At 33.7% G+C, this 26,594-nt stretch carries 23 protein-coding genes; 15 read left to right on the top strand and 8 right to left on the bottom strand.

Annotated elements, in window-relative coordinates:
- Positions 1-106 precede the first annotated feature (106 nt).
- The 3 genes from ABZP37_RS07795 (at position 107) to ABZP37_RS07785 (ending at position 4,803) form a co-directional block, all read left to right on the top strand.
- Complete coding sequence (locus ABZP37_RS07795; RefSeq protein ID WP_366187050.1) at positions 107-1,363, top strand: hypothetical protein; 1,257 nt, start codon at positions 107-109, stop codon at positions 1,361-1,363.
- A 124-nt stretch (positions 1,364-1,487) separates the two neighbouring features.
- Positions 1,488-3,449, top strand: a complete 1,962-nt coding sequence (locus ABZP37_RS07790) for a KUP/HAK/KT family potassium transporter (RefSeq protein WP_366187048.1) — start codon at positions 1,488-1,490, stop codon at positions 3,447-3,449.
- A gap of 139 nt (positions 3,450-3,588) precedes the next feature.
- The gene (locus ABZP37_RS07785) at positions 3,589-4,803 is read left to right on the top strand and encodes a methyltransferase domain-containing protein (RefSeq protein WP_366187047.1); all 1,215 of its coding nucleotides are present in this window, start codon (positions 3,589-3,591) and stop codon (positions 4,801-4,803) included.
- A gap of 169 nt (positions 4,804-4,972) precedes the next feature.
- Here ABZP37_RS07785 and rho read toward each other — a convergent pair whose 3' ends face one another.
- The gene (gene rho / locus ABZP37_RS07780) at positions 4,973-6,685 is read right to left on the bottom strand and encodes a transcription termination factor Rho (protein ID WP_366187045.1); all 1,713 of its coding nucleotides are present in this window, start codon (positions 6,683-6,685) and stop codon (positions 4,973-4,975) included.
- Between the two features lie 181 nt (positions 6,686-6,866).
- Between rho and ABZP37_RS07775 the strand changes: the two genes are divergently transcribed.
- The 3 genes from ABZP37_RS07775 (at position 6,867) to ABZP37_RS07765 (ending at position 9,910) form a co-directional block, all read left to right on the top strand.
- Positions 6,867-7,280, top strand: a complete 414-nt coding sequence (locus ABZP37_RS07775) for a DUF4293 domain-containing protein (protein WP_366187044.1) — start codon at positions 6,867-6,869, stop codon at positions 7,278-7,280.
- 249 nt (positions 7,281-7,529) lie between these two features.
- On the top strand, positions 7,530-8,192 hold the full coding sequence (locus tag ABZP37_RS07770) for a response regulator transcription factor (protein WP_366187042.1): 663 nt from the start codon (positions 7,530-7,532) through the stop codon (positions 8,190-8,192).
- A 20-nt stretch (positions 8,193-8,212) separates the two neighbouring features.
- Entirely contained in the window at positions 8,213-9,910 is a 1,698-nt protein-coding gene (locus ABZP37_RS07765) for an ATP-binding protein (protein WP_366187041.1), read from the top strand.
- Here the strand turns inward: ABZP37_RS07765 and ABZP37_RS07760 are convergent, their stop codons facing one another.
- Positions 9,911-10,408, bottom strand: a complete 498-nt coding sequence (locus ABZP37_RS07760) for a metallophosphoesterase family protein (RefSeq protein WP_366187040.1) — start codon at positions 10,406-10,408, stop codon at positions 9,911-9,913.
- Positions 10,409-10,674: 266 nt separating this feature from the next.
- Here ABZP37_RS07760 and truA point away from each other — a divergent pair, with 266 nt between their 5' ends.
- From truA to lpdA, 3 genes are all read left to right on the top strand, one after another.
- Positions 10,675-11,412, top strand: a complete 738-nt coding sequence (gene truA, locus ABZP37_RS07755; protein WP_366187038.1) for a tRNA pseudouridine(38-40) synthase TruA — start codon at positions 10,675-10,677, stop codon at positions 11,410-11,412.
- Positions 11,413-11,579: 167 nt separating this feature from the next.
- Positions 11,580-13,334: an ABC transporter ATP-binding protein gene (locus ABZP37_RS07750; RefSeq protein WP_366187036.1), complete on the top strand. Its 1,755-nt coding sequence runs from the start codon at positions 11,580-11,582 to the stop codon at positions 13,332-13,334.
- Between the two features lie 244 nt (positions 13,335-13,578).
- Positions 13,579-14,967 carry a dihydrolipoyl dehydrogenase gene (lpdA, locus tag ABZP37_RS07745; protein WP_366187034.1) on the top strand — a complete coding sequence of 463 codons (1,389 nt, stop codon included), beginning with the start codon at positions 13,579-13,581 and terminating at the stop codon, positions 14,965-14,967.
- 131 nt (positions 14,968-15,098) lie between these two features.
- On the opposite strand, the gene ABZP37_RS07740 is transcribed toward lpdA, so the two are convergent.
- The 3 genes from ABZP37_RS07740 to ABZP37_RS07730 form a co-directional block, all read right to left on the bottom strand.
- The gene (locus tag ABZP37_RS07740; protein ID WP_366187031.1) at positions 15,099-15,329 is read right to left on the bottom strand and encodes a hypothetical protein; all 231 of its coding nucleotides are present in this window, start codon (positions 15,327-15,329) and stop codon (positions 15,099-15,101) included.
- 93 nt (positions 15,330-15,422) lie between these two features.
- On the bottom strand, positions 15,423-16,331 hold the full coding sequence (locus tag ABZP37_RS07735) for a prohibitin family protein (RefSeq protein WP_366187029.1): 909 nt from the start codon (positions 16,329-16,331) through the stop codon (positions 15,423-15,425).
- A gap of 21 nt (positions 16,332-16,352) precedes the next feature.
- Positions 16,353-17,720, bottom strand: a complete 1,368-nt coding sequence (locus ABZP37_RS07730) for an MATE family efflux transporter (protein WP_366187027.1) — start codon at positions 17,718-17,720, stop codon at positions 16,353-16,355.
- Positions 17,721-17,955: 235 nt separating this feature from the next.
- Here ABZP37_RS07730 and ABZP37_RS07725 point away from each other — a divergent pair, with 235 nt between their 5' ends.
- A complete protein-coding gene (locus tag ABZP37_RS07725) occupies positions 17,956-18,471 on the top strand; it encodes a hypothetical protein (RefSeq protein WP_366187026.1) in 516 nt (171 codons plus the stop codon).
- Between the two features lie 123 nt (positions 18,472-18,594).
- Here the strand turns inward: ABZP37_RS07725 and lpxK are convergent, their stop codons facing one another.
- Genes lpxK through ABZP37_RS07710 form a run of 3 tightly spaced genes read right to left on the bottom strand, consistent with a single transcriptional unit; the run spans position 18,595 to position 20,124 of the window.
- Positions 18,595-19,617: a tetraacyldisaccharide 4'-kinase gene (lpxK, locus tag ABZP37_RS07720; RefSeq protein WP_366187025.1), complete on the bottom strand. Its 1,023-nt coding sequence runs from the start codon at positions 19,615-19,617 to the stop codon at positions 18,595-18,597.
- Positions 19,604-19,903: a type II toxin-antitoxin system YoeB family toxin gene (locus tag ABZP37_RS07715; protein ID WP_366187023.1), complete on the bottom strand. Its 300-nt coding sequence runs from the start codon at positions 19,901-19,903 to the stop codon at positions 19,604-19,606. Before ABZP37_RS07715 ends, lpxK begins: the two co-directional genes overlap by 14 nt.
- Positions 19,885-20,124 carry a DUF2683 family protein gene (locus ABZP37_RS07710; protein ID WP_366187021.1) on the bottom strand — a complete coding sequence of 80 codons (240 nt, stop codon included), beginning with the start codon at positions 20,122-20,124 and terminating at the stop codon, positions 19,885-19,887. The genes ABZP37_RS07715 and ABZP37_RS07710 overlap by 19 nt, the downstream gene beginning before the upstream one ends.
- A 99-nt stretch (positions 20,125-20,223) precedes the next feature.
- Between ABZP37_RS07710 and ABZP37_RS07705 the strand changes: the two genes are divergently transcribed.
- The 5 genes from ABZP37_RS07705 (at position 20,224) to ABZP37_RS07685 (ending at position 26,335) form a co-directional block, all read left to right on the top strand.
- Entirely contained in the window at positions 20,224-21,318 is a 1,095-nt protein-coding gene (locus ABZP37_RS07705; RefSeq protein WP_366187019.1) for a Nif3-like dinuclear metal center hexameric protein, read from the top strand.
- A 3-nt stretch (positions 21,319-21,321) separates the two neighbouring features.
- A complete protein-coding gene (locus ABZP37_RS07700; protein WP_366187017.1) occupies positions 21,322-22,101 on the top strand; it encodes a C4-type zinc ribbon domain-containing protein in 780 nt (259 codons plus the stop codon).
- Between the two features lie 41 nt (positions 22,102-22,142).
- Positions 22,143-22,991, top strand: a complete 849-nt coding sequence (locus ABZP37_RS07695) for an alpha/beta hydrolase (RefSeq protein WP_366187015.1) — start codon at positions 22,143-22,145, stop codon at positions 22,989-22,991.
- Positions 22,992-23,086: 95 nt separating this feature from the next.
- Positions 23,087-23,899 carry a 23S rRNA pseudouridine(2604) synthase RluF gene (rluF, locus tag ABZP37_RS07690; protein WP_366187013.1) on the top strand — a complete coding sequence of 271 codons (813 nt, stop codon included), beginning with the start codon at positions 23,087-23,089 and terminating at the stop codon, positions 23,897-23,899.
- 264 nt (positions 23,900-24,163) lie between these two features.
- Complete coding sequence (locus tag ABZP37_RS07685) at positions 24,164-26,335, top strand: response regulator (protein ID WP_366187011.1); 2,172 nt, start codon at positions 24,164-24,166, stop codon at positions 26,333-26,335.
- Positions 26,336-26,594: the final 259 nt, after the last annotated feature.

The following is a 26,594-nucleotide window of genomic DNA, read 5'->3' as shown; positions in this document are numbered from 1 at the left end:
ATATTTAAAAGTTAAAACAACCTAAATCAAAAAAACAACATTGCTACAAAAAGTTATTGGCACAGTAATTGGATATCAGTAATTATTCAATATAAAACTACCCGTCATGAAAACTAAAACTCTAATAGCAAGCTTAATAACCCTCCTTTTTGCTTTTCAAACACAAGCACAATATGGAAGAGTAAATACTATGAATGATGAAATAAGCGACAATTTAGATATAAGAGCTGTAGCTTCGCTTTTTGGTGATTCAAGAAATTTACAAGACTTTGAAAGAAGACTTAACGACCCTGAAATTCAAATATCTAATTTGGATTTAAATTATGATAATCGTGTTGATTACTTACGAGTAATAGAAACTGTAGATCGTAATATTCATTTGATTGTTATACAGTCTGTAATTGATCGTGATGTCTATCAAGATGTTGCTACAATCGATGTTGAACGAGATAGATACAATAATATTCAGATACAATTTGTAGGGAACGAATACATTTATGGTCCTAATTATATTTATGAGCCTGTATACTATAGCCAACCATTAATCTACGCTTCTTTTTATGTAGGCAATTATCGTCCTTATGTATCTAATTGGTATTGGAACTTCTATCCTTCTTATTATTATGCATGGAATCCTTACCCACTTTATAGATACCGATCTAATATCCAAGTGTCTATTAATTTTCACAACTCTTACAACTACGTAAACTACAGACGTAGTAGTTATGCGGCAACACTATACAGCACAAGACGTTCTAATGGCTATGAGCGTATGCATCCTGATCATAATTTTTCAAGACGAAACTCATCTGTAACAAATCGTTATGAGCTTGACCAGAGAAGAAGCAGTAGAACTTCGACTTCAAGAAATGAAAGTGATTCTTATAGAAATGGCTCTCCAAGAGTGAGCAATTCAGACAGATCATCATCACAAAGAGGATATACTCCAAACAAGTCTGGTACATCAAGAGAATCATCTTCTCAAAGAAATGAAAGCTCAAGAGACAATTCTCAAGGTAGATCTAGTTCAGCTAGAGAGTCCGCTCCTCAATCAAGTGGAAGCTCAAGAGACAACACTCAAGGTAGATCTAGTTCCGCTAGAGAGTCCGCTCCTCAATCAAGTGAAAGCTCAAGAGACAATTCTCAAGGTAGATCCAGTTCGGCTAGAGAGTCCGCTCCTCAATCAAGTGGAAGTTCTAGAGACAATTCTCAAGGTAGATCCAGTTCGGCTAGAGAATCAGCTCCTCAACAAAGTCGTTCTTCCGAAAGTAAATCTAACTCAGTAAGAGAAAGTAGACCACAAAATTCAGAAAATAACGGTAGAAATTCTTCTTCTAATAGCATGAGCAACAGAAGAACCTAACACCAAAATTAAATACAGAAATAAAACACGGTTTAACAGACCGTGTTTTTTTTGTGCTTTTTTTAAGAATACTAATCTAATTTATTAAAAAAGAGTAAATTTGAACTGTTTTTAAAAATACTACATGAGCATATCACATAAAGATTTACATACTAAATTATCTTTAGGAGGCCTATTAATAACATTAGGGATTATATACGGAGATATTGGAACCTCACCTTTGTATGTAATGAAAGCTATTCTTGGCGACCATACCATTAACGCTGATGTCGTTTTAGGCGGTATTTCCGCTGTTTTTTGGACATTAACACTACAAACAACTATCAAATATGTCCTCATCACTTTGAGTGCAGACAATCATGGAGAAGGTGGAATATTTGCCCTTTATGCTTTAGTAAAAAAAACAAAAATTACTTGGCTAATAGTCCCCGCCATTATTGGAGGAAGTGCATTACTTGCTGACGGAATTATCACACCCCCCATTTCAGTTTCCTCAGCGGTAGAAGGAATTAGAACTTTTTACCCAGAAATAAACACTATACCTATTGTAATCGGAATTTTGTTTGTTTTATTTGCAATTCAACAATTTGGAACTAAATTGGTAGGTAAGTTTTTTGCTCCCATGATGTTAATTTGGTTTAGCATGCTAGGAATTCTTGGAATCATACAAATAGTAAAACACCCTGAAGTTGTCAAAGCATTCAACCCTTACTATGCCTATCACCTACTAACCATACATCCGGAAGGGTTTTTCGTTTTAGGATTAGTTTTTTTATGTACTACGGGAGCTGAAGCTCTTTACTCAGATATGGGACATTGTGGACGAAAAAACATTCGCATCAGCTGGATTTTTGTCAAAGCAACTTTACTACTAAACTATTTTGGACAAGGAGCTTATTTGATTCACCACGAAGGACAGACTTTAGAAACTTTAGGCGGAAAATATGGAAATCCGTTTTACCTGATAATGGCTGATTGGTTTCAACCTTTTGGAATCATGATTGCCACATTAGCAGCAGTAATTGCATCCCAAGCTTTAATTACAGGCTCGTTTACTTTAATTAACGAAGCGATGCGTTTAAATTTTTGGCCAAAGGTAAAAATTAAATACCCTACTGAACTCAAAGGACAATTGTACATACCCTCTATCAACTGGCTATTATTTTTTGGTTGTGTAGGTATTGTGATCCATTTTGAGGAATCAAGTAACATGGAACATGCTTATGGATTAGCGATTATCCTTTGCATGATTATGACCACTATTTTACTCAACTTTTATTTGATAATGAAAAGAGTAAAACTATACTTCATGGTTCCTTTGATCACAATTTATTTAATGATCGAACTAAGCTTCCTTGCTGCCAACGTAACCAAATTTGCAGATGGTGGCTATGTAACATTAATGATTGCAATTGTACTAATTTCAATAATGACAACTTGGTATCTTGCCAAAAAAATAAATAAAAGCTATACTAAAATTGTAAAAATAGAAGACTATAAAAAAGTTCTAAAAGAATTGAGTGTTGATCTTAGCATTCCTAAATATGCTACCCATTTAGTCTATATGACTAACGCCAATCGCTCTGATGAAATTGAAGAAAAGGTAATGTATTCCATTTTACAAAAAAGACCTAAAAGGGCAGATATTTATTGGTTTGTCCATGTGAATATTCTGACTGAACCTTATAAAACAGAATACCGAGTAACCGAAATATTAAAAGACGATTTATATCGTATCGATTTCAACTTAGGGTTTAGAGAACCTACTAAAATCAACCTTATGTTCAAAGAGGTGATTAAGGATATGGTCCAGAAAGGCGAAGTAGATATTACCAGCAGATATGAATCTTTGAACAAAAACAATATCCTTGGTGATTTCAAATTTGTATTATCAGAAAAATTTCTTTCTAACGACAGTGACTTAAGATGGTATGAAAAAATTGTGATGAACTCATATTTTTTCATCAAAAAACTAAGCTTATCAGAAGAAAGAGCCTTTGGACTAGACAGTAGTTCCGTTAAAATAGAGAAATTTCCAATGGTGCTTCACGCCCCTGAACTTGTAGGATTAACACGTGTAGAATAACACCAAAACATAAAAATTCCAAAACACCGTCCTTTTAAAAACGGTGTTTTTTTATCCCAAAAAGAATAAATTAATTTCATGAATTTTAAATTAAACTTTCAAATCAATTAATAGTACCTTTGCAGCTCAATTAATTAAAATGAGATTACACAGAAATTTAGTTTACACCACAATCGATTCTCTAAATGCCATCTTCAACGAAGGAGAATACGCTGACAAAGTGGTTGCAAGAGCTTTAAAAAAAGACAAACGTTGGGGAAGTTCAGATAGAAAATTTGTTGCCGAAACTATATACGAAGTTGTTCGTTGGAAAAGACTATACGCAGAAGTTGCAGAAGTAAAAGAACCTTTTGACCGTGATAACTTATGGCGAATGTTTTCAGTATGGGCAGTTTTAAGAGGGTATCCAATTCCTGACTGGCGTCAATTGGAAGGTACACCGGAGAGAAAAATTAAAGGGCGTTTTGCTGAATTATCAAAAACACGCGCTATCAAAGAATCTATTCCAGATTGGATGGATGAGGCATGTGTCAAAGAACTAGGGGAAGAAGTTTGGTCGAAAGAAATTACAGCTCAAAACCAACCTGCGAAAGTGATTTTGAGAACAAATACACTTAAGACGACTAAGGAAAACCTAAGAGCTATCTTGATGGATTTAGATATCCACACAGATCCCTTAGAGAAACAACCCGATGCTTTGGTTTTAAAAGAAAGAGCAAACGTCTTTATGACTGATGCTTTCAAACAAGGTTTTTTTGAAGTACAAGATGCCAATTCGCAATTGGTTGCCGCATTCCTTGATGTAAAACCAGGAATGAGAGTAGTAGACACTTGCGCTGGTGCTGGAGGAAAAACATTGCATATTGCTGCCTTGATGGAAAACAAAGGGCAGTTAATTGCTATGGATTTATACGAAAGTAAATTAAAGCAATTAAAAATAAGAGCTAAACGTGATGGCGCCTTTAATATTGAATACCGTATTATTGATAGCACAAAAATAATCAAACGTTTACACGAAAAAGCAGACCGTGTTTTGATTGACGCTCCTTGTAGTGGTTTAGGTGTTTTAAAAAGAAACCCAGATGCAAAATGGAAATTGCAACCAGAGTTCATCGACAATATTCGTAAAATACAAGCAGAGGTTTTAGAAAGTTATTCTAAAATTGTAAAACCAGGTGGAAAACTAGTTTATGCTACCTGTTCTATTTTACCATCCGAAAATCAAGAACAAGTAGAACGTTTTTTAACTACTGAAATCGGAAAGCAATTTACCTTCATTAAAGACGATAAAATTTTAGCTTCAGAATCTGGATTTGATGGTTTTTACATGGCTTTATTAGAAAGAAAACAGTAAATAAAAATCAAAGGTCAATTTCAAAAGTCAAAAAGCAATTGAATTATCTATAATAAAAAAGCTCCGATTTCAATATGAAATCGGAGCTTTTACTTTTATTTTATTTTAGAAATTTCATCGGAAATTGAATTTATTTATTTTTCATTGCCTTTTGAAATTGAATTTTGAATTAATCATTCATCGAAATCAAGAACTCTTCGTTATTTCTAGTTTTTCTAAAACGGTCGTTTATAAAGCTCATTGCTTCAACAGGATTCATATCAGCAAGATATTTACGCATGATCCACATTCTTTGTAATGTATTTTCATCCAAAAGCATATCATCACGTCTTGTACTAGAAGAAGTCAAATCAATAGCCGGGAAGATACGTTTGTTTGCAATCTTACGATCCAACTGCAGCTCCATATTACCTGTACCTTTGAATTCCTCAAAGATAACTTCATCCATTTTAGAACCTGTTTCAGTTAAAGCTGTTGCAATAATACTTAACGAACCGCCATTCTCTACATTACGGGCAGCACCAAAAAAACGTTTTGGTTTTTGTAACGCATTCGCATCCACACCACCACTCAATACTTTTCCAGAAGCTGGCTGCACTGTATTATAAGCTCTTGCCAAACGAGTAATCGAATCCAAAAGAATTACTACATCATGTCCACACTCCACTAATCTTTTAGCTTTTTCAAGAACAATATTAGCAATCTTTACATGCTCTTGAGGCTCTCTATCAAAAGTAGAAGCAATAACCTCACCTCTTACACTACGTTGCATATCAGTAACCTCTTCAGGACGTTCGTCAATTAACAAAACGATTAAATAAACTTCAGGATGATTGGCCGCAATAGCATTTGCTATTTCTTTCAACAACATAGTTTTACCCGTTTTAGGTTGAGCGACAATCATACCACGTTGTCCTTTACCAATTGGAGAAAACAAATCAATAATACGAGTTGAAATCGTACTTTGTCTTTCGGCTAATTTAAATTTCTCTGAAGGAAAAACAGGAGTAAGATGTTCAAACGAAACCCTATCTCTCACCACTTGTGGGTCGTGACCATTAATTTTGAGAACTCGAACTAAAGGAAAAAATTTCTCTCCTTCCTTAGGGGGTCTTACGACTCCTTTTACAGTATCACCCGTTTTTAGTCCAAACAATCTAATTTGTGAAGTTGACAAATAAATATCATCTGGCGAAGCTAAATAATTGTAATCAGAAGAACGTAAGAAACCATACCCATCAGGCATCATTTCTAACACACCTTCACTTTCTATAATTCCATCAAACTCAAAATCAGCATCTCTAAAGTTACTTTTCTTACTTTTAAAATTTGGATTTTGCTTATTTAATTGATTTGGATTTATCTTTTTAGCTGGACTATTTGATTCTGTTGCTTCCGTATTTTCAACGACTTCTACAGTTTCTTTGACTAATTCCTTAGATTCCTCTTTTTCCTTTTTTAGTGCAATTTTCTGTTCGTAAGCTGACTTACTAAACTTTACAATTTTAGGACCTTTTTTTTCTGGATCTCCGGCTTCAGCATTGACCTCGACAATTGCTTTTTCTTGAACTGCTTCAGTTTCCACTACAGAATCATTGTCACCATTTGACGATTCCTTTTCTATAGCTTTTTTTGATGTAGTTTTAGATATAACTGCCTTTTTCACAGGAAGTATTCGTGCTCTCTTAGGCTTATCTGAATCATCACTTGCTTCAGTATTGACGTCAGATCCTGAGTCAACCTTCACACTTGTTTCATGGCCTAAAATTAGACCAATTAAAGTCTCTTTTTTAACACCATTAAATTTTATAGTTTTAGCAGCTTTAGCTATTTCTTGAAGCTCAGCTAGCTTCATTTCTTTTAATGCAGAAATATCAAACATGAAAGTTCTTTGAATTTAATTAATTTGGAAACACTAAAAAAATAGGTAGTATATTTTTAATTTGAATAGACCGCAGTATGAAGTGCTTACGGTATTGTTATGCAATAATACGAATAAAATTTTATGATACAATAGTATTTTAAAAAAAGAAAATATATTTTTGTGCTACAAATAACCCGTAATGATACAGAGAATTCAAACTATTTATTTATTTCTTGCTTTTGCAACTACAGGTATTCTACCCTTTATTTTCCCTTTATGGACAATAAACAATGGTGATGATTATTTTTTTATGCAAAATCAATTGTTCGTTATATTGTTTGGACTGAGTACAACTCTCAGTATATTTAGTATTATTTCCTTTAAAAAGAGAAAAAGTCAATTTGTCCTTGGCAGATTGAATATCATATTAAATTTAATTTTATTAGGATTATTTGTATATCATTCACTAAACTTATCTGGAGGAACTGAAATAGTTTCGGAGAAAGGTATTGGGATGTTTCTTCCTATTGTTACTATCGTATTATTAGTACTTGCTAATAAGGCCATCAAACAGGACGAAGATCTTGTAAAATCTGTGGATAGATTGAGATAAACCTATAAACTTAGTTTATTAGTGCGAAGGAAACCCGAATTTTATATTCGGGTTTTTTTGTATCCCTAAGCAAAAATACCTTACTTTTAAATAATCGACCATTCATCAGGCAGATTACCCAAAATTAACTGAACTGAATAACTAATAGACTGCGATTGAATTACATCATCACTTCATACAGAAGTCAATCCATCAATAAATTATTCTAACGTTTTTTTTTATTAAATTTGAAAATTCACCTACAGTCCAATGAAAGAAAAAATACGAATCCATCTTGCTGATGACCATCATGTTCTTATTGATGGCATGAAGACTTTATTAAACACTGTTTCAAACTTTGAAGTGGTAGGGTTTTCTCTTGATGGTAGTTCGATTTTTGAAGAAGTCACAGCCAACAATAGCGACATTTTAATTTTAGACATCAGTATGCCTAAAAAGGACGGAATTGAAGTTATAAAGGAATTTAATAAAAAAGGTTTCCCTTGTAAAGTAATCATTCTTTCTAGTTATGATGATTTAAAAATCATCAAAGAAGTAATGAATTTAGGTGCTTCTGGCTATTTAACGAAACAGTGTGCGGGTGAAAACATCGTCGAAGCCATACAAACCGTTGCGAATGGCGAAGAGTATTTTTGCAAAGTTGTAAGAGAAAAGATATTCAATACCGCTACCCAAAATAACCCGCAATTAATTCCCAAAAAAATCTCCACCACCTCGCTTTTAACAGACAGAGAAATTGAAATCACCACCCTAATAGCATTAGAATTCAGCGGGAAGGAAATTAGCGAAAAATTATTCATCAGTACCAATACCGTTGAAACGCATCGAAAAAATATCATCAAAAAACTGAAAGCCAAAAATACGATAAGCATCGTTAAATTTGCTATTAAGAACAATTTAATCAAATCGTAGACCAATCACAAACTCCTTTTATGAGAACAATACGGCTTGTTTTATTTCTTCACATAACACTATTTTTTGCTAACCAAGCTATCTTTTCTCAAGAAAACATCCCAACTGAAAAAGAAACTACCAAACTAGTTCAGGATGCGACTCGCTTAATGCTGGAAGAAAAACATGAAGAATCATTAAAAAAATCCCGCAAAGCTTTAAAATATGCTATTGCAATCAAAAACAACAATTTAATTGCCAATTGCTACAATACTATTGCGGCCAATTTTGATGAATTAACTGAGTTTGAAAAAGCCTTTTTTTATTACAAGAAAGGACTATTGTATGCCCAAAAAACAAATAACAATAAACTCAAAAATTGGCTTAATAACAACCTTGCCAACATCTACTGTTTTGATAAAAAAGAATATGCGAAAGGAATTTATTACTATAAAAAATCACTTCAATACAGCAATAAAATCAAAGACACCACACAAATTGTTTTTACCAAACTCAATATCACATGGGCTTATTTTGACATCGGTCGCTTTGACGAAGGATTGCCTTATCTAGAATTCATCAATAAACACCATCTAAAATACGGAAAAGAGTCCTCTATTATAGCTTTAAACATGCTAAACGGAATGTATCATTCACATATCAAACATAATGCATTAGCCGTAAAATATTTCGAAAAAGCGATAGAATGCGGTCGAAAAGAAAACGAAAAATCGGATTTATCATTTTCCCATTTAGAATATTCGAAATTTTTATTCAAAAACAAACTATTTCAAAAAGCATATCAGAATCTAAACTTATACAACACCCTCACATCTGAAATAAATGATGAAGAAAAGCTAAAAAAGGCCAATGTTGCAGGCATCAATTTGGAATTAGATGAATACAAAAGAGAGATTGACAACATCGAAACTAAATTTAAAACCAAAGAACAATTGATGATTGAAAACCAAACCAAAAATAAGCGCATAAGCGTAATTATAATTTCGGCTTTGATTGTCATCATCATTCTTTTTTACTTTTTCTTTCAAAACACCAAGTTGAAACAAAAAAACGACCTGAAAAACATTCAAAGTAAAATTCAAAGAAACATTATCAACGCCTCTATGAACGGCCAAGAAATGGAACGAAAAAAAATAGCTTCATTTCTTCACGACAACATCAGCGCTTTACTCTCTTCCGCAGACATGCATCTTAGTGTATTGAATGCTAAAAAACCCGAGTCTTCAGAAGAGTTAATCAAAACTAAATCAATACTTCGCGATGCTCATGACAAGGTAAGAGATCTATCACACCAATTGCTTCCTTCTCTGCTAGCGCGTTTTGGACTTTATTATGCACTTCACGACTTATGCGAAAAAAACTCTAATTCGAGCTTACATTTTGAATACGAAGGCCCTGAAGACACTCATACTCGATATAACGAAGAATTTGAAATGAAAATGTATTTTATAATCACAGAACTCCTCAATAACATTATCAAACACAGTCAAGCCAATCAGGCTAAACTCAAACTTACCGAAAAGAATGGCAACTTAATAATTCAAATAACTGACAATGGCCAAGGTTTTGACACTAAAAAATTCAATATCATTGAAGGTTTTGGGCTCAACCAAATTCGAGCTCGAATCAAAAATATGGAGGGAAAACTCAAAATAAAATCAACTATTAATTCCGGAACTACAATCTCAATTTTAGCACATATTGAATATAGAACGTAACTAGACTCTTTGCTCGATTTCTATAATTTCCAAATCTTTTATTTTATCACCCTCAATCACAAAACGCAACATCGTACGCACTTGATGAAAACCACTTTTACCACAAGCACCGGGATTCATATGCAATAAATTGAGTTTTTTATCAAACTGCACTTTTAAAATATGAGAATGCCCACAAATAAATAATTTGGGAGAATTAGCCGTCAATTCCGCTCGAATATTTGAACTGTATTTCCCCGGGTACCCACCTATGTGCGTAATCCAAACATCAACCCCTTCGCACATAAAACGATTGTGTAACGGGAATTCCATTCGCGCCTGCGCATCGTCAATATTCCCATAAACTGCGCGCAAGGGTTTGTGTTTTTTTAATGTATCTGTAACTACCAAATCCCCAATATCACCCGCATGCCAAACCTCATCGGCTTGTGCTACGTATTTCAAAATGGTATCATCAATATGGCTGTGCGTGTCCGAAAGCAGTAAAATCTTCTTCATTTTCAAATTTAAAAAACCAAAGATACTATTTGATCTGTTAAATATTTAGGATTTTTGAATAAGGATTTCGGTACGGCTGAAAATTCTAATTAACGAAACGTTTCAAAATAAAACCATTCAATAAAACCTACAAGTTGTTATTTATCCGATATACATTCTGTATTCAAAAATCCTAAATCACAAATCCTTATTCCTGAATTTTTAACCTTTTCACAACACAAAAACTTTGTACCTTTGAAGCTTTAGAAATTTGCGATACCACAGCCTTGAGATATTTTATAAAATTAGCCTATAACGGAACACCTTATCACGGATGGCAATACCAGCCCAACGCAGCCTCTGTGCAAGAAACACTGAATAAAGCGCTGTCTGTTTTGCTAAATAGCGAAATCAACGCCATGGGTGCTGGTCGTACCGATACTGGTGTTCACGCACGTGAAATGTTTGCGCATTTTGACTGTGATAAAATCATCGATGCTACAAAACTGATATACAAACTCAACTCGTTTTTACCCAAAGACATCGCGATTTTCGACATTATATTGGTTACAGACGAAGCCCATTGCCGTTTTGATGCGACCAAAAGAACCTATCAATACCACATCAACACGATAAAAAACGTTTTTTTGAACGAACAAAGTTGGTTTCTCAATCAAAAGTTAGATGTCGCACTGATGAACCAAGCTGCTAAAATATTATTCAATCACACCAATTTTCAGTGTTTTTCCAAAGTAAATACAGATGTAAATACTTTTGATTGCACGATTTTTGAAGCGCATTGGCAAGAAAACGGAAGCGATTTAGTTTTCACGATTTCAGCCAACCGCTTTTTGCGAAATATGGTGCGCGCCATTGTGGGCACCTTGGTCAACGTGGGCATGCATAAAATCAGCGTGGATGATTTTGAAAAAATTATTGAAAGTAAAAACAGAGACAAAGCCGGTATTTCCGTACCTGCTCACGGCTTGTACTTGACCAAAATTGTATATCCTTATTTAGAGTAAGGCGTAATTTTGAAAATAAAAATTTCCTCCCTAGCCCTGATGGTAGTGGAAATCCTTTTTATCCCGATTTTTCAGGGATAAAAAGATTGAAACGAACAGCAGGTCAAGGCGTAAATGAAATATAAAAATAAATAGCTCCTAAAAAAAGGAACTAAACAGCATTGAAAATGAAAGCAAAAGCATTCGACATACGATTATTCAAACGAATTTTAGAATATACCAAGCCTTATAAATGGCGTTTTAATGGTGTGGTTATTTTCGCCATTTCCTTATCTATTTTTGCGGCCTTACGTCCGTATTTATTGAAACAAACGGTAGATGGCTACATCCAAACAGAGGATCAACATGGCCTTTTACTCTATATCTGCTTGATGGGGATTGTCTTGCTATTGGAGGTTTTTTCACAATTTTTTTTTGTGTACTGGGCCAACTGGCTCGGGCAAGATATTGTCAAAGATATTCGTGTCAAACTATTCAAACATATCTTAAGTTTTAGGATGAAATATTTTGACATGGTTCCAGTTGGACAATTGGTAACCCGTTCAGTTTCTGACATTGAAGCGATTGCTCGTATTTTTAGTCAAGGACTTTTTATGATTATCAGTGACTTGATGAAAATGGTGGTAGTTCTGGGTTTTATGCTATACATGAACTGGAAACTAACTTGGATTGTCATTATCGCTATGCCTATTTTGGTGTTTTTTACTCGTATTTTTCAACGCAAAATGCAAGTGGCTTTTGAGGAAGTACGTACGGAAATCTCCAATATGAATACCTTTGTTCAAGAACGTGTAACGGGAATGAAAATCGTTCAACTCTTTAACCGTGAAACTATTGAGTCTGATAAATTCAAAGATATTAACCACAAACACAAGACGGCTTGGATCAAAACAATTTTGTACAACTCAATTTTCTTTCCAATTGCTGATATTATTTCATCCTTAACATTAGGATTCGTAGTGCTTTACGGTGGTATCAAAATTTTAAACGGCGATAACTTCACCACTTTTGGAGATCTATTTTCATACACCATGTTTATTGGAATGCTGTTTAATCCACTGCGACAAATTGCAGATAAATTCAACGAGATGCAACTGGGAATGATCGCTGCCAATCGTGTTTTTGAAATTTTGGATACTCAAGACCAAATTCAAGATACTGGTAAAAAAGAAGCTCCAGTTTTTGATGGAAATATTTCGTTTAAGAAAGTACATTTTGGATACATTCCTAATGAAGAGGTGATTAAAGGTGTTAATTTAGAAGTTAAAGCGGGAGATACCGTGGCGATTGTAGGCTCTACAGGTGCTGGAAAATCTACTATCATCAACTTACTGAATCGTTTTTACGAAATCAACAGTGGTACGATTTGTATTGATGATCATAACATCGAAGAATATACATTGAGTTCTTTGCGAAAGCAAATTGCCGTGGTATTGCAAGATGTTTTTTTATTCGCTGATACCATCTACAACAACATTACACTGAACAACCCTGAAATCACTAGAGAACAGGTATATGAAGCGGCCAAAGAAATTGGTGTACATCACTTTATCATGACTTTACCTGACAATTATGATTTTGATGTAAAAGAACGTGGCGTCATGTTATCTTCAGGACAAAGACAACTGATTGCGTTTTTGCGTGCGTATGTGAGCAATCCTAGTATTTTGATTTTAGATGAAGCTACTTCGTCAATTGATACTTATTCTGAAGAATTAATTCAGCGCGCTACCGAGACCATTACCCAAGGTAGAACTTCGATTGTGATTGCACACCGTTTGGCAACTATTGTCAATGCTGATAAAATTGTAGTTATGGACCAAGGATTGATCGTAGAACAAGGAACACATCAAGAATTAATCAACAAAGAATCCGGCTACTATAAAAACTTATATGATTCGCAGTTTTCAGTAGCTAACTAATTATTCAATAAGTCCCCACCCAAGTGACAGCAAAGGATCCGTTAATTATCAATAATGCAAAGCATTTTAAAATAATCGTGATTTTTTGAAATTTTGTTAGTTTAATACTTTATTACATTGAAACTTTCTCAAAACAGAATAAATTCTTAAATTCGCCCAATCAATTAACAGCGAAAAAACAAAATTGAAAGGAACTTTTGCTAATTCCAATTTTACAACTTAAAAAACATAAAACAGAAATAAAATGAAATACGACATCATAGTTTTAGGAAGTGGCCCAGGCGGATATGTTACAGCCATTAGAGCATCACAATTAGGATTTAAAGTTGCTGTAATTGAAAAAGAAAACCTTGGTGGAATTTGTTTGAACTGGGGTTGTATCCCTACGAAAGCATTATTAAAATCAGCTCAAGTTTTTGATTATCTAAAACATGCTTCTGACTACGGTTTGACTGTTTCATCATTCGATAAAGATTTCCCTGCAGTTATACAACGTAGCCGTGGTGTTGCCTCTGGAATGAGTAAGGGTGTTACCTTCTTGATGAAGAAAAACAAAATTGACGTTATCAATGGTTTTGGAAAAATAAAAGCGGGTAAAAAAGTTGATGTTACTGATAAAGATAACAAAGTAACGGAATACAGTGCAGACCATATCATTATCGCTACAGGAGCTCGCTCTCGTGAGTTGCCAAACTTGCCACAAGATGGCGTTAAAGTAATTGGTTACCGCCAAGCAATGTCTTTACCTACACAACCAAAATCAATGATCGTTGTAGGATCTGGAGCTATTGGAGTTGAGTTTGCTCACTTTTACAATTCAATGGGAACAAAAGTAACTATTGTTGAGTTTATGCCAAACGTTGTTCCAGTAGAAGACGAAGATATTTCTAAACAAATGGAAAAATCATTGAAAAAATCAGGAATTGATGTAATGGTTAACTCTTCTGTTGAGAAAATTGACACTACAGGAAACGGAGTTAAAGCATTTGTTAAAACAGCAAAAGGTGAAGTAGTTCTTGAAGCTGACATCTTATTATCTGCTGTTGGAATCAAAACGAACATCGAAAACATAGGACTTGAAGAAGTAGGAATTGCTACTGATAGAGATAAAATTTTAGTAAACGCTTACAACCAAACAAACATCCCAGGTTACTACGCTATTGGTGACGTAACTCCAGGACAAGCATTGGCTCACGTAGCTTCTGCAGAAGGAATCAACTGTGTAGAGAAAATTGCAGGAATGCACGTAGACCCAATTGATTACGGAAACGTACCAGGGTGTACTTATGCTACTCCAGAAATTGCTTCGGTTGGTATGACCGAAAAACAAGCTAAGGAAAAAGGATACGACTTAAAAATTGGAAAATTCCCATTCTCAGCGTCTGGAAAAGCACAAGCTTCTGGAAACTCAGACGGATTTGTAAAAGTAATCTTTGATGCTAAATACGGCGAATGGTTAGGATGCCACATGATTGGTGCTGGTGTTACTGATATGATTGCTGAAGCAGTTGTAGCGCGTAAACTAGAAACGACTGGACACGAAATCCTAAAATCGATTCACCCTCACCCAACCATGAGTGAAGCGGTTATGGAAGCGGTTGCAGATGCTTACGGAGAAGTAATTCACTTGTAAGAATAACATTTTTAAATATATAAAAATCCGATTTACGAAAGTGAATCGGATTTTTTTTACCTCACTTAATCCAAAAAAAATCCCCAACATTGCTTGTTGAGGATACTTTAATACTACTTTATACTTAATACTTATTCCTTCTCGTAGCGTTCCATTTCACGATCATAAAAAGAATTGGCTGCTTCGATTAAACCCTCCATTTCTACGTTCAGTTCCGATTCGTCTAGATCTTCAGCTTCTTCCATAAATTCTACCTCATCATCTTTTAGGTTAATAATGAATCTTGGGTAATCTAAGTGAACGATAAAAATGTCGTCTGGACAATCTGTATTGTCTCCAAGTAAAAATTTCGGTAATTCCATTTTATGAGTTATGAATTATGAGTTATAAATTATAAGTTATGAGCAATGGGATAAAAATCAAAAATCGTTAATCGTTGATCAAAAATCTTTAAATTATTTATCTGATAAAATAATTGGTGCGCTTCCTTTACTACCCATAAAAATGATTTTAGTATTGGGTGATGCGGCCAATTCTTTTTGAGCTTTTATGGTTTCATATTGCAATTGCTTATCGGTCAAACCAAGGGAAATAATTCTTTGGTAATCGGCAATACCTTGCGCTTCTACACGTTTACGCTCCGCTTCTTGTTTCTCTTTTTGGAGTACAAATTGCATTTTTTGCGCATCTTGCTCTGCATTTATTTTACTTTCGATAGTCGTTTTTACCGAAGCTGGTAAATTGATATTCCTAATTAACAACTGCTCTAAAATCAAACCTCTTGTTTTAAAATCGGCTTCGATACTTTTGAAAATACGGTCTTGAAACTCGTTCCTTTTAGTCGAATATAAAGCTATGGCATCATAATAAACTGCATTGTCACGAATACGTGTTCTCGTCACTGGACGCACAATCTTATCAATATAATTCACTCCAATTCCCTTAAAAATCTTTGGTGCATCAGTAGGCATCACTTTATACAAAACAGTCAAATCAATCACTACTTCCAGTCCGTCATTAGATAAAACTCGAATGGCATCATCCCCTTCTTGTGCTCCCTCAGCATGATCCGCAGACATCGTATAATTTTGAGTCTGAACATCAAAAATAGTCACATCTAGCAATGGGTTAATCACATGCAAACCACTTTCTAATATATCTGGGCGTACATTTCCGTATAACGACTTAACCCCAACTTTTCCTGCGTCAACTTGTTTAAAAGCTGTAGCAAAAACACCAATTAAAGCCAACAAGAAACCGATAATCCTAAAAATATTTGAGAATTTCGTCAACGGACTTGGATTGGCATTGACAGAATAACTAATAATTATTAAAACTATACCGATAAAAACTAATACAATCATTTTAATTTGTTTTGGAGTTTGTTAACCAATTAATTTTTTGGTCAAATAATTAAAGCGAAGGTACAAAAATAAAGCGGCTGTTGTTAATCCTGCCAAAAGTCCAATCCAGATTCCAGTTGCTTTCAATTCTGTAAACAAACCTAACCAAATACAAACTGGAAACCCAACCACCCAATAAGCAATAAAGGTGATATACATGGGGATTTTCACATCTTGTAACCCTCGTAATGCCCCGAGCATAACCACCTGAATCCCATCAGAAATTTGGAACACAGCGGCTACTAATAATAATTGCGATGCTATGGTTAAAACTTCTGTATTTTGAACTAGATCAGCAAGATTATTTTTATCTACAAACCAAAGCGGTAAATAATCATGAAACAATACAAAGATGATCGCAAAAAATATTTCGAGTAAAATCGCTAATAAAAATATGGACAATGCTACAATTCTCAATTTTTTAAAATCACCCAATCCTTTTTGATTTCCTACTCTAATCGTGGCCGCAACACTCAACCCCATGGCAAACATAAAGGTAAAAGATGCCAAACTCAAAGCAATTTGGTTTGCCGCTTGGTTAGTAATTCCTAAAAGACCCGAAAGCCAAACAGCTCCAGTAAACAAGGCAACTTCAAAAAACATTTGCATAGCTGAAGGAGCTCCTAGTTTAATGATTTCTATATTGACTGATTTCTTAATTTTTCTTATCGAAAATCCTTCAAAAAAGGGATGAAATTTTTCATTATTTTTCATTTTATAATGCATATACCCTAACATCACAAAACGAGACACTAAGGTTCCTATTGCAGCACCTATAAACCCTAATTCAGGGAAAATCCAAAAACCGTATATCAAAACGTAATTCAAAATCACGTTGACCACATTCCCTAGTAATGTTGCCCACATGGAGTATTTGGTCTCACTCATTCCGTCGGCAAATTGTTTGTAGCCTTGAAAAATAATTAAAGGCACTAACGAAAAAGCAATTATATCCAGAAAAGGCTTAGCCAAAACCACTACATTCTCCGGCTGCCCCATCATGTCGACAAAAGGTTTCCCAATTAGAATCACACCAAAAAGTACCAATCCTAAAATGGTACATAAATACAATCCATGATGAAAGGTGGATCTCCCTTCTTTAATATCTTTTTTACCATCGGCTGCAGCAGCCATTGGCGTAATCGCTGTTGAAAAACCAATTCCCAATGACATAGCAACAAAAACCAAACTATTAGCTAAAGAAGCCGCTGCTAACTCTGTAGGTCCAATATGTCCCACCATGACGTTATCAACGATACCTACGATAATATGCCCTAGCATTCCAATAATAATAGGATAAGCTAATTTAAAATTATAAGAGAATTCTTTTGTATAAATAGATAAAGTCAAATTGTTTTTTTTTTGAGTGGGCAAAGGTAAGCAGAAGCTTTTAATTTCATTCCCATTATAGAATTTTATCATTATTATAACAGGCATATTTATTAGAATCTAAAAATTATATAACAATCAAAATAAATGCTATAACATTGCGTTTTGTTAAACCAATACATTTGTTTAAACAATCTTGAAGTGACATCAAGGTTATTATTAACTTAATAAAATTATAAATCAAAATTAAAAAATTATGAAAACGACTGTGAAAATTAAAAGTTTAGCTATAGTAGGATTTGCTTCTTTATTATGTAATGTAGTATCTGCGCAACAAAAGGAAAAAGCTAATTACGATCAAGGCTTCCGTTTAGGATTTGGCCTAAATGTTGGAGCACCTACTAATGAAGATTTTTACAACTATGCTTTAGGAGCCGATGCAAGATTACAATACGATCTATCAAAAAAGACTTCATTGATTTTAACAACAGGTTTCACTAATTTATTCATTAGCAATAACCGACCTGATCTAGGTATTATTCCAGTTAAAGCCGGATTTAAAGCCTTTGTTTGGGAAGATCAGTTTTATGTTTTGGGAGAAGTAGGTGGGGCTTTTGCTGTTACCAATAATGTAAACCAACATACTTATTTATTTGCACCTGGAATTGGTTACGCAACCAAATATATTGACGTAAGTGTACGATACGAAGGATATACAGAATACGATACTAATCAAATCGCATTGCGTTTGGCTTATGGGTTTAAATTGTAACAATAAAACAAATTTTAACCGTATAAAACAGCATTAAGACAATGCTAATTTATACGGTTATTTATAAAAAACCAACCTTATCAAAGATAGACAAGGTTGATTTTTTTTTAAAATGTATGGTAACTAACTTTTAAAAGTTTGTTTTACAAACGATAAAACTGAGTTTTCAAATTGATTTACTTTCGTTAATAATTTACTTTGAATAGGCAGATAATATAATTGTTCTTTAAGAATACTATCTTTTAATCGGACATAATCTTTTTCGGTTGTAATGATGATTTTCCCCTTAGACTGTTCTTGAATAGTTATCAAATCTTTATCGGAAAAATGATGGTGATCGGGATAGGTTAAACAAAGATCATGATCGTTTTTTAAATACTCAAAGAATGGCTTGGGCTTTGCAATTCCGGCTAATAAAACTTTCTGCTTGCTTTTGAGAGCCTCTACGGTTAATTGCTCATTTTTTCCATATACTACTGTATCATATTGAATGGTCGAAAAATACAATTCTTGATTGGAATTTAAATTAAGTTTGTTTGTGATTTCTTGTTGTTCTTCGACAGAAAGTGTTGCAGGGCATTTGGTCACGACAACAACTTTGGCTCTTTTGGCTCCGCTCCTGCTTTCTCTTAAATTTCCCATCGGTAAAATAAAATCATCCGCGTACAAATCTCCGTAAGCTGTGAGTAAAATATACAATCCTGCTTTTACTTTTCGGTGTTGGTAAGCATCATCTAATAAAATGATCTCGGGTTTTACTTTTTGTGAAAGCAATAGGAAGATTCCGTTGGTTCTATTGGCATCTACTGCGACTTGAATTTTCGGGAATTTTTGATAATATTGAAAAGGTTCGTCTCCTAGAATTAACGCGTTGGCATTTTCATCGGCCAAAATAAAACCTTCGGATTGCCTTTTATAACCACGGCTTAGAGTCGCTACTTTATAAGAATCACTTAACATACGAACTAAATATTCGATTTGTGGTGTTTTACCAGTTCCTCCTACGCTCAGGTTTCCCACCGCAATTACTGGAACATTAAAAGTGGTATGTTTTTTTAATCCTTGATCGAAAAGAAAATTTCGAATAGCAGTTATCAAACCATATAATAACGCAAATGGAAAGAGTAATTTTCTAAGTATCTTCATAATTATTTATCCGAATAAATGCCCCATTGCAGAAACCACATATAAGGTAACTATATTCGTTTCTACTCGATAAACCATTCTGTTTTTTTTTATTAATTCGTCTTGACCAATATCCTTTAAAATTATATTTTAATCCCTCTGGTTGTCTCTCTCCTAAAAAAGGGTTTTCAGTAAGTTCTAATAATATTTTTTCGATTTTTTTTATCGTAGATTGATTTTCTGATTTATAATGATCTTTCAAATCTTTACATGCAACATCTTCAAAATCTACGATATACTTCCCCATATATCATCCGGATCTATAACAGTTCTTTTTTTACTTTTTGCAGATTCCAACACCGTTTTGACAAACTCAGGATTGTAAACACTTCCTTCTTCACGAACTTCATCAAGTTGGTTTTCTACAATTTCAATTCCTTCTACATTTTTAAAGACAGACTCCACCATCGCCATAAAAGCTTTCCCCGCTTTGGTACGTTTATCGATTTTTAAGGTAATAGTGGTCATAACTGTAGTTTTGAATAACAAAGATACAAAATTCGTGTAGGTTTCATTTTATAGTTAATTGGTTTATTCGTTAATTTGTTTATTCGAAAAAAAATCAAAATGAAAATAAAAGAAATCCTTTCTGTACTTGAAGAGATGGCGCCCTTGGGATATGCCGAAGATTTTGACAATGTAGGTTTATTGGTTGGTGATACCAATACCGAAGCTACTGGTGTTTTGGTTTGTCATGATGCACTCGAAAACGTGATTGATGAGGCGATTGCCAAAGATTGTAATTTGGTGGTTTGTTTTCATCCGATACTTTTTGCGGGGCTTAAGAAAATAACGGGCAAGAACTATGTAGAGCGCGCAGTGGTCAAAGCGATTAAAAATGATATAGCGATTTATGCGGTTCATACGGCCTTGGACAATCATCAAAATGGTGTGAATAAAATATTTTGTGATGCCTTGGGGCTAAAAAACACTAAAATATTGATTCCGAAAACGAATTTTATTCGAAAATTGATCACTTATACCATTGCAGAAAATGCAGAAAAGGTTCGTAATGCCCTGTTTGATGCTGGTGCGGGAATGATTGGAAATTATGAAAATTGCAGTTTCAACTCCAAGGGGATTGGAACTTATATGGGCAACGAACATAGTAATCCTGAGATTGGCGCTCGATTTGAATTTGTAGAAAGTCACGAAGTCAAGATCGAAATAACTTTTGAAAAACATTTGGAAAGTAAAATCCTGAAAGCCTTGTTTGCCAATCATGTATATGAAGAAGTGGCGTATGAAATCTATGATATTCTAAACACACATCAAAATATAGGCTTAGGAATGGTAGGCGAATTGGTAAAACCCATGAACGAAAAGGATTTTTTACTATTGGTTAAAGATAAAATGCAGGCGGACGGAATTCGACATTCGGCATTTTTGGGAAAAGAAATCAAGAAAGTTGCGGTACTCGGAGGTTCTGGAAGTTATGCTATCAAAAATGCAATTATGTCTGGAGCAGATGCTTTTTTGACCGCTGATTTGAAGTATCATCAGTTTTATGAGGCCGAAAATCAACTTATTTTGGCAGATATTGGACATTTTGAATCAGAACGCTATACAAAAAACTATATTGTTGAGTATCTTAGGAAAAAAATACTTAATTTTGCAATCATTTTATCAGAAGAAAATACAAATCCAGTTAAGTACCTATAGAATATGACGAATACGAAAGAATTAAGCGTTGAGGAAAAGTTAAGAGCGATTTACGATTTACAATTAATCGACACTAGAATTGACGAAATTAGAAACGTGAGAGGAGAACTTCCTTTAGAAGTAGAGGATTTAGAAGATGAAGTAGCAGGCTTAACTACACGTTCTGAAAAATTAAAAACTGATCTTGAGAGTATTGAAGATCAAATCAAATCGAAAAAAAATGCCATAGATGAACACAAAGAGTCTATAAAAAAATACACCAAACAACAAGAAACTGTTCGTAACAACAGAGAATTCAACTCTTTGACTAAAGAAGTAGAATTTCAAGAACTTGAAATTCAATTGGCTGACAAGCAAATCAAAGAAATGAAAGCTACTATCGAGCATAAAAAAGAAGTTATTTCACAATCTAAAGAAAGATTAGAAGTAAAATCAAACCACTTGAAACATAAAAAAGCAGAATTAGAATCAATTTTGTCTGAAACTGCCAAAGAAGAAACTTTCTTAACTGAAAAATCTGTAGAATTCAGAGGAACTATCGAAGACAGATTATTAGCTGCTTATGATAGAATTCGTTCTAGTGTTCGTAATGGATTAGCAGTAGTATCTATTGAAAGAGGAGCTTCTGCAGGTTCATTCTTTACAATTCCACCTCAAACACAGGTTGAAATTGCTTCTAGAAAGAAAATCATCACTGATGAACATTCTGGAAGAATCTTAGTTGATAGCTCACTAGCTGAAGAAGAAAAAGAAAAAATGGAAAATTTATTTTCTACTTTCTAAAAACAATATGAGCCACGCACACAAGCGTGGCTTTTTTTTATATGAAAAGAGCCTTTTATTTTATTTTTACCAAATCAATTGGTTTTTATCTTAACTTGATAAGCTTTGCCTTTCCAGAAAAAGCAAACCTATTGGCTTTTAATCTTTTTAGCCAACCAAGAAAAGGAAAATTATCTACAAAAAAATCATCCAAAACGCTAGCTAAAGCAGATTTCAAAAAATTCTATTATAAGGATGAAGAAATAGCTACCTATACTTGGAAAGGTAATGACACCGTCATTTTATTAGTCCACGGTTGGGAAAGCAACTCCTCACGTTGGAAAAAAACACTCCCTTACTTACAAGCAACCGGCAGCACTATTATTGCTTTGGACGCACCTGGTCACGGACTTTCTGGCGGAAAAGAATTTACAGTCCCAAAATATGCGGAATGGATAAATGTTTTAGTCAAAGAATACCAGCCTAAATATCTTATTGGACATTCCTTTGGTGGACAAACTTGTTTGTATTACCAATCTCATTATCAAAATACTTCTATCGAAAAAATAGTGATTCTAGGAGCGCCAAATGACTTCAAGACCATTCTTCATAATTACACCAACCTGTTGTGCCTAAATTCCTCTATCGTAAAAGGACTAGAAGTAAAGTATTCTAAAGTATTCCAACGACAATTAGACGAATTCACTGGAAAACACTTTGTTTCCAAATTCAAAACAAAAGGGTTTATTGCACATGATATTCATGACACGGTTGTTCTTTTTGACCAAGGAAAAAAAATAGCAAATGCATGGGAAGATGCTGTTTTTATTGAAACTGAAGGTTTGGGACATGGTTTACATGATGAAAATCTTTACAATCAAGTGGTTTCTTTTTTGTTTGACAACAAATAAAATCTAGAAAAATTAGTTTCTACCGCACTTTTACGATTCATTGATTTTCACAAAACCATAGTAAACAGACGAACTAATTTTGCTATTTTTGCAAGATGGAAGACAATCTAAAACGCCTCAATAAATTCATCGGAGAAACAGGATTCTGTTCTCGAAGAGAAGCCGACAAATACATCGAACAAGGAAGGGTTACTATTAACGGAATAGTTCCAGAACTAGGAACTAAAGTAAGCCCATCTGACGAAGTACGTATTGACGGTAAATTGATTCGTGAAAGTCGCGAAAAACCAGTTTACCTAGCTTTCAACAAACCCGTAGGCATCGAATGCACTACTAATCTCGATGTACACGACAATATTGTAGATTATATTAATTACCCTAAACGTATTTTCCCGATTGGAAGATTGGATAAAGCCAGTGAAGGTTTGATCTTCATGACCAATGATGGCGATATTGTTAACAAAATTCTACGCGCTAGAAACAATCACGAGAAGGAATATACCGTTACCGTTAACAAACCAATTACAGACCGCTTCATAGAACGTATGGGAAATGGTGTCCCTATTTTAGACACTGTTACTCGAAAATGTAAAGTAGAACAAATTTCAAAATACATTTTTAAAATTGTCTTAACGCAAGGACTGAATCGCCAGATTCGTAGAATGACTGAGTATTTAGGGTATGATGTAACGGCGTTGAAACGTATTCGAATTATCAATATTTCACTCGATACACCTGTTGGACGCTACCGTGATTTGACCGAAGCTGAAATAAAGGAGTTAAACGAACTTATCGAGCCTTCGAGTAAAACTGAAGAAGCTAGCTTGCCTAAAGCAGAATCTACCAATAGAAGAACCGAATTTATCAATAAAAACGACCCAAGGTTTAGAAAACGTGGGGATTATTAAGAGGTCAAATATTTAAAACATAAATGTAAAACTACAAAAAAAGGAAAATTAGATTTTCCTTTTTTTATTCCCAAATCCAAGTGCCTCAGTAATTGAATTCGAAAAAACTGAAAACAATTAGTTAACCTTTTGTTCGAGTTATTTTAATCTCTTTTCTTTAGTATCCTCATAATTTTGCGTCTATAATTTAATATACCGCAATTGAAATTTTCACTACCTAACGTTCGTGATTTTAGAGTTCAAATATTCTTATCGTTCACAATAATGATTTTTTTAATCGTTATTTGGTTTCTATTTTACTTAGCTATTGACCGAAAAATTGATCATCTAAACGATTTTAGTTATAAATCCTATCGTGTTTCACAAGACTTTAGCACCAATATCAAACGATTCCAAACTTTTTTACTCTATGGATATAAAGAGAAAGATTTTTATATCAACCATAATCAAAAGGATTTAAAACAATATACTTCAAACTTAAAGAACCAAAGAGAAGAAGTCAATATAATTTTAAATAAATCGAAAGAGCTCAATATTGATATTAACCAAAAACTTATGGTTAGTCTATTTAACAAAATTGACAGCCTCTCTTCTACTATTACTGAATACAAAAGGATTGCATTAATTCGAGGCTTTAAAGATTATGGCATAGAAGGAAAAATGCGAGACCAAGCGCATTTATTAGAAAATCAAAAAAAATTAAAACGCTCCATTGTACTGCAATTCCGCCGCCATGAGAAAGATTACTTATTGCGCTCCGAAAACAGCTATATTCAAAAGTTTGAAGATCTATACTATAACACTATCACTTCAAACGAAATTGACAGAACTACTAAAGTAACTGTACAATCTTATAAAAATTACTTTGACACCTTAGTATCACTAGGAAGCCAGCTTGGCGACAATCAAAACCAAGGTCTAAATGGTAAAATAAACCAGCTAAATGATGAAATTGAAAAACTTTTTCAACTCATCATTAGTCATAATGAAAACCGAATTAATCATTTAAAAATGATGTTGTTTTATTTTCAATTAGGGCAAACACTATTAATGATTGCAATTGCATTGTTCTTATGCCTTTATATTTCTAAATACTTCACAAAAGACATAAAATTACTTTCGTTAGACATCTCTAATTTTATTCTTTCCAATTTTAAGAATACCACTACAACAATACACCATCAATCTTCCATCAAGGAAGTCGATTATTTATTAAATAGTTATAATATCCTAAAAGAAAAAATAACTGAAAATTTACTTTCTTTGGAAAAGAATACAGAAGTTGCAAACAATACTGCCAAATTCAAAACGCAGTTTCTAGCCAATATGAGCCATGAAATTCGCTCGCCACTTAATGGTGTAATTGGCATGTTAAACATCCTTAAAACAAGCCCTTTAAACAGTGAACAATCTGAATATGTAGAAATTGCTGAACATAGTGCGGATCATCTTTTAGGAATTGTCAACATGATTTTGGATCATTCTAAAATGGAAGCAGGAAAAATGAAACTGGGTGAACACTCTATTCATTTGAAAAAAGAATTATCGAAATTAATCCGATTATTTGAATACCGTATCAAGGATAAAAATATCGCACTACATTTTAATTTTGATGACCAAATTAACAATAACATTCTGTGTGATAACTTAAGATTACAACAAGTTTTGATCAATCTATTAGACAATGCTATTAAATTCACTTCAGAAGGTGATGTCAAATTAGAAATCCAACTTATTGAAAAAAAAGACAATATTCAATATTTGAATTTTAAAGTAATGGATTCAGGCATTGGTATTGATGTACAAAAAACGGAGCAACTCCTCTTAGCCTTTGAACAAGCAGATTTAACAACCACTAGAAAATATGGAGGAACAGGACTAGGCTTAACCATTTCAAACCAACTTATTCATTTAATGGGAGGTAGTAAATTAAACATTATAGCCTTGAAAGAAGGCGGTTCTAGTTTTAGTTTTGACATTCCATTTAAACTGGACACTAATTCTATACTTACTGAAAATAAAAACAACTCCACCTTCACTACTAATGATTTAATAGTACACAAGGCCTTGATTGTTGAAGACAATTTAATCAACCAAAAAGTACTACGAAAATTACTAGACAAACTTGGCATACCTGTAGATATTGCCAATAACGGAAAAGAAGCCGTTCCTCTTTTTGAACAAAATGATTATGACATTATTTTCATGGACTTGCACATGCCTGAAATGGACGGATTTGAAGCTACGAAAAAAATTCATTCTTCTCCCAAATACAAAAGGAAGAGTATCCCAATCATCGCGGTAACGGCAAGTGCTTTTGACGAAGATAAAATCAAAGCTATTGCCAATGGAATGGACGACTTTATCACCAAACCAATTGTTTTAAAGAACTTAGAAGAGACAATTGCGAAGCAAATGGAACTAAGAATTATTTAATAATACGAAATATTAGTCCATCAACAAAAACTCGATAGAAAGACCAAAAAAGGCTATTAATAAAAAAAAAATCCCCAAAATAGAAAACCTATTTAACAGACTAACATCTTCAAATAACTGGTGAATACTATTAAATTTAAGATTGATATTTTTCATTTCAAAGTGATTTAATACTTTAAAACTACTTCAGAAAAAGCGCTTCTATAAAAAAGATGACATAAGATGGTAAAACTATGTCAGGAGATAGATACCTCGGCTA

It is taken from the genome of Flavobacterium ovatum (assembly GCF_040703125.1).
In the GTDB taxonomy this organism is placed as follows: domain Bacteria; phylum Bacteroidota; class Bacteroidia; order Flavobacteriales; family Flavobacteriaceae; genus Flavobacterium; species Flavobacterium ovatum.
The sequence above is the reverse complement of the archived record's forward strand: the minus strand, read 5'-3'. Positions and strand labels throughout refer to the sequence as shown.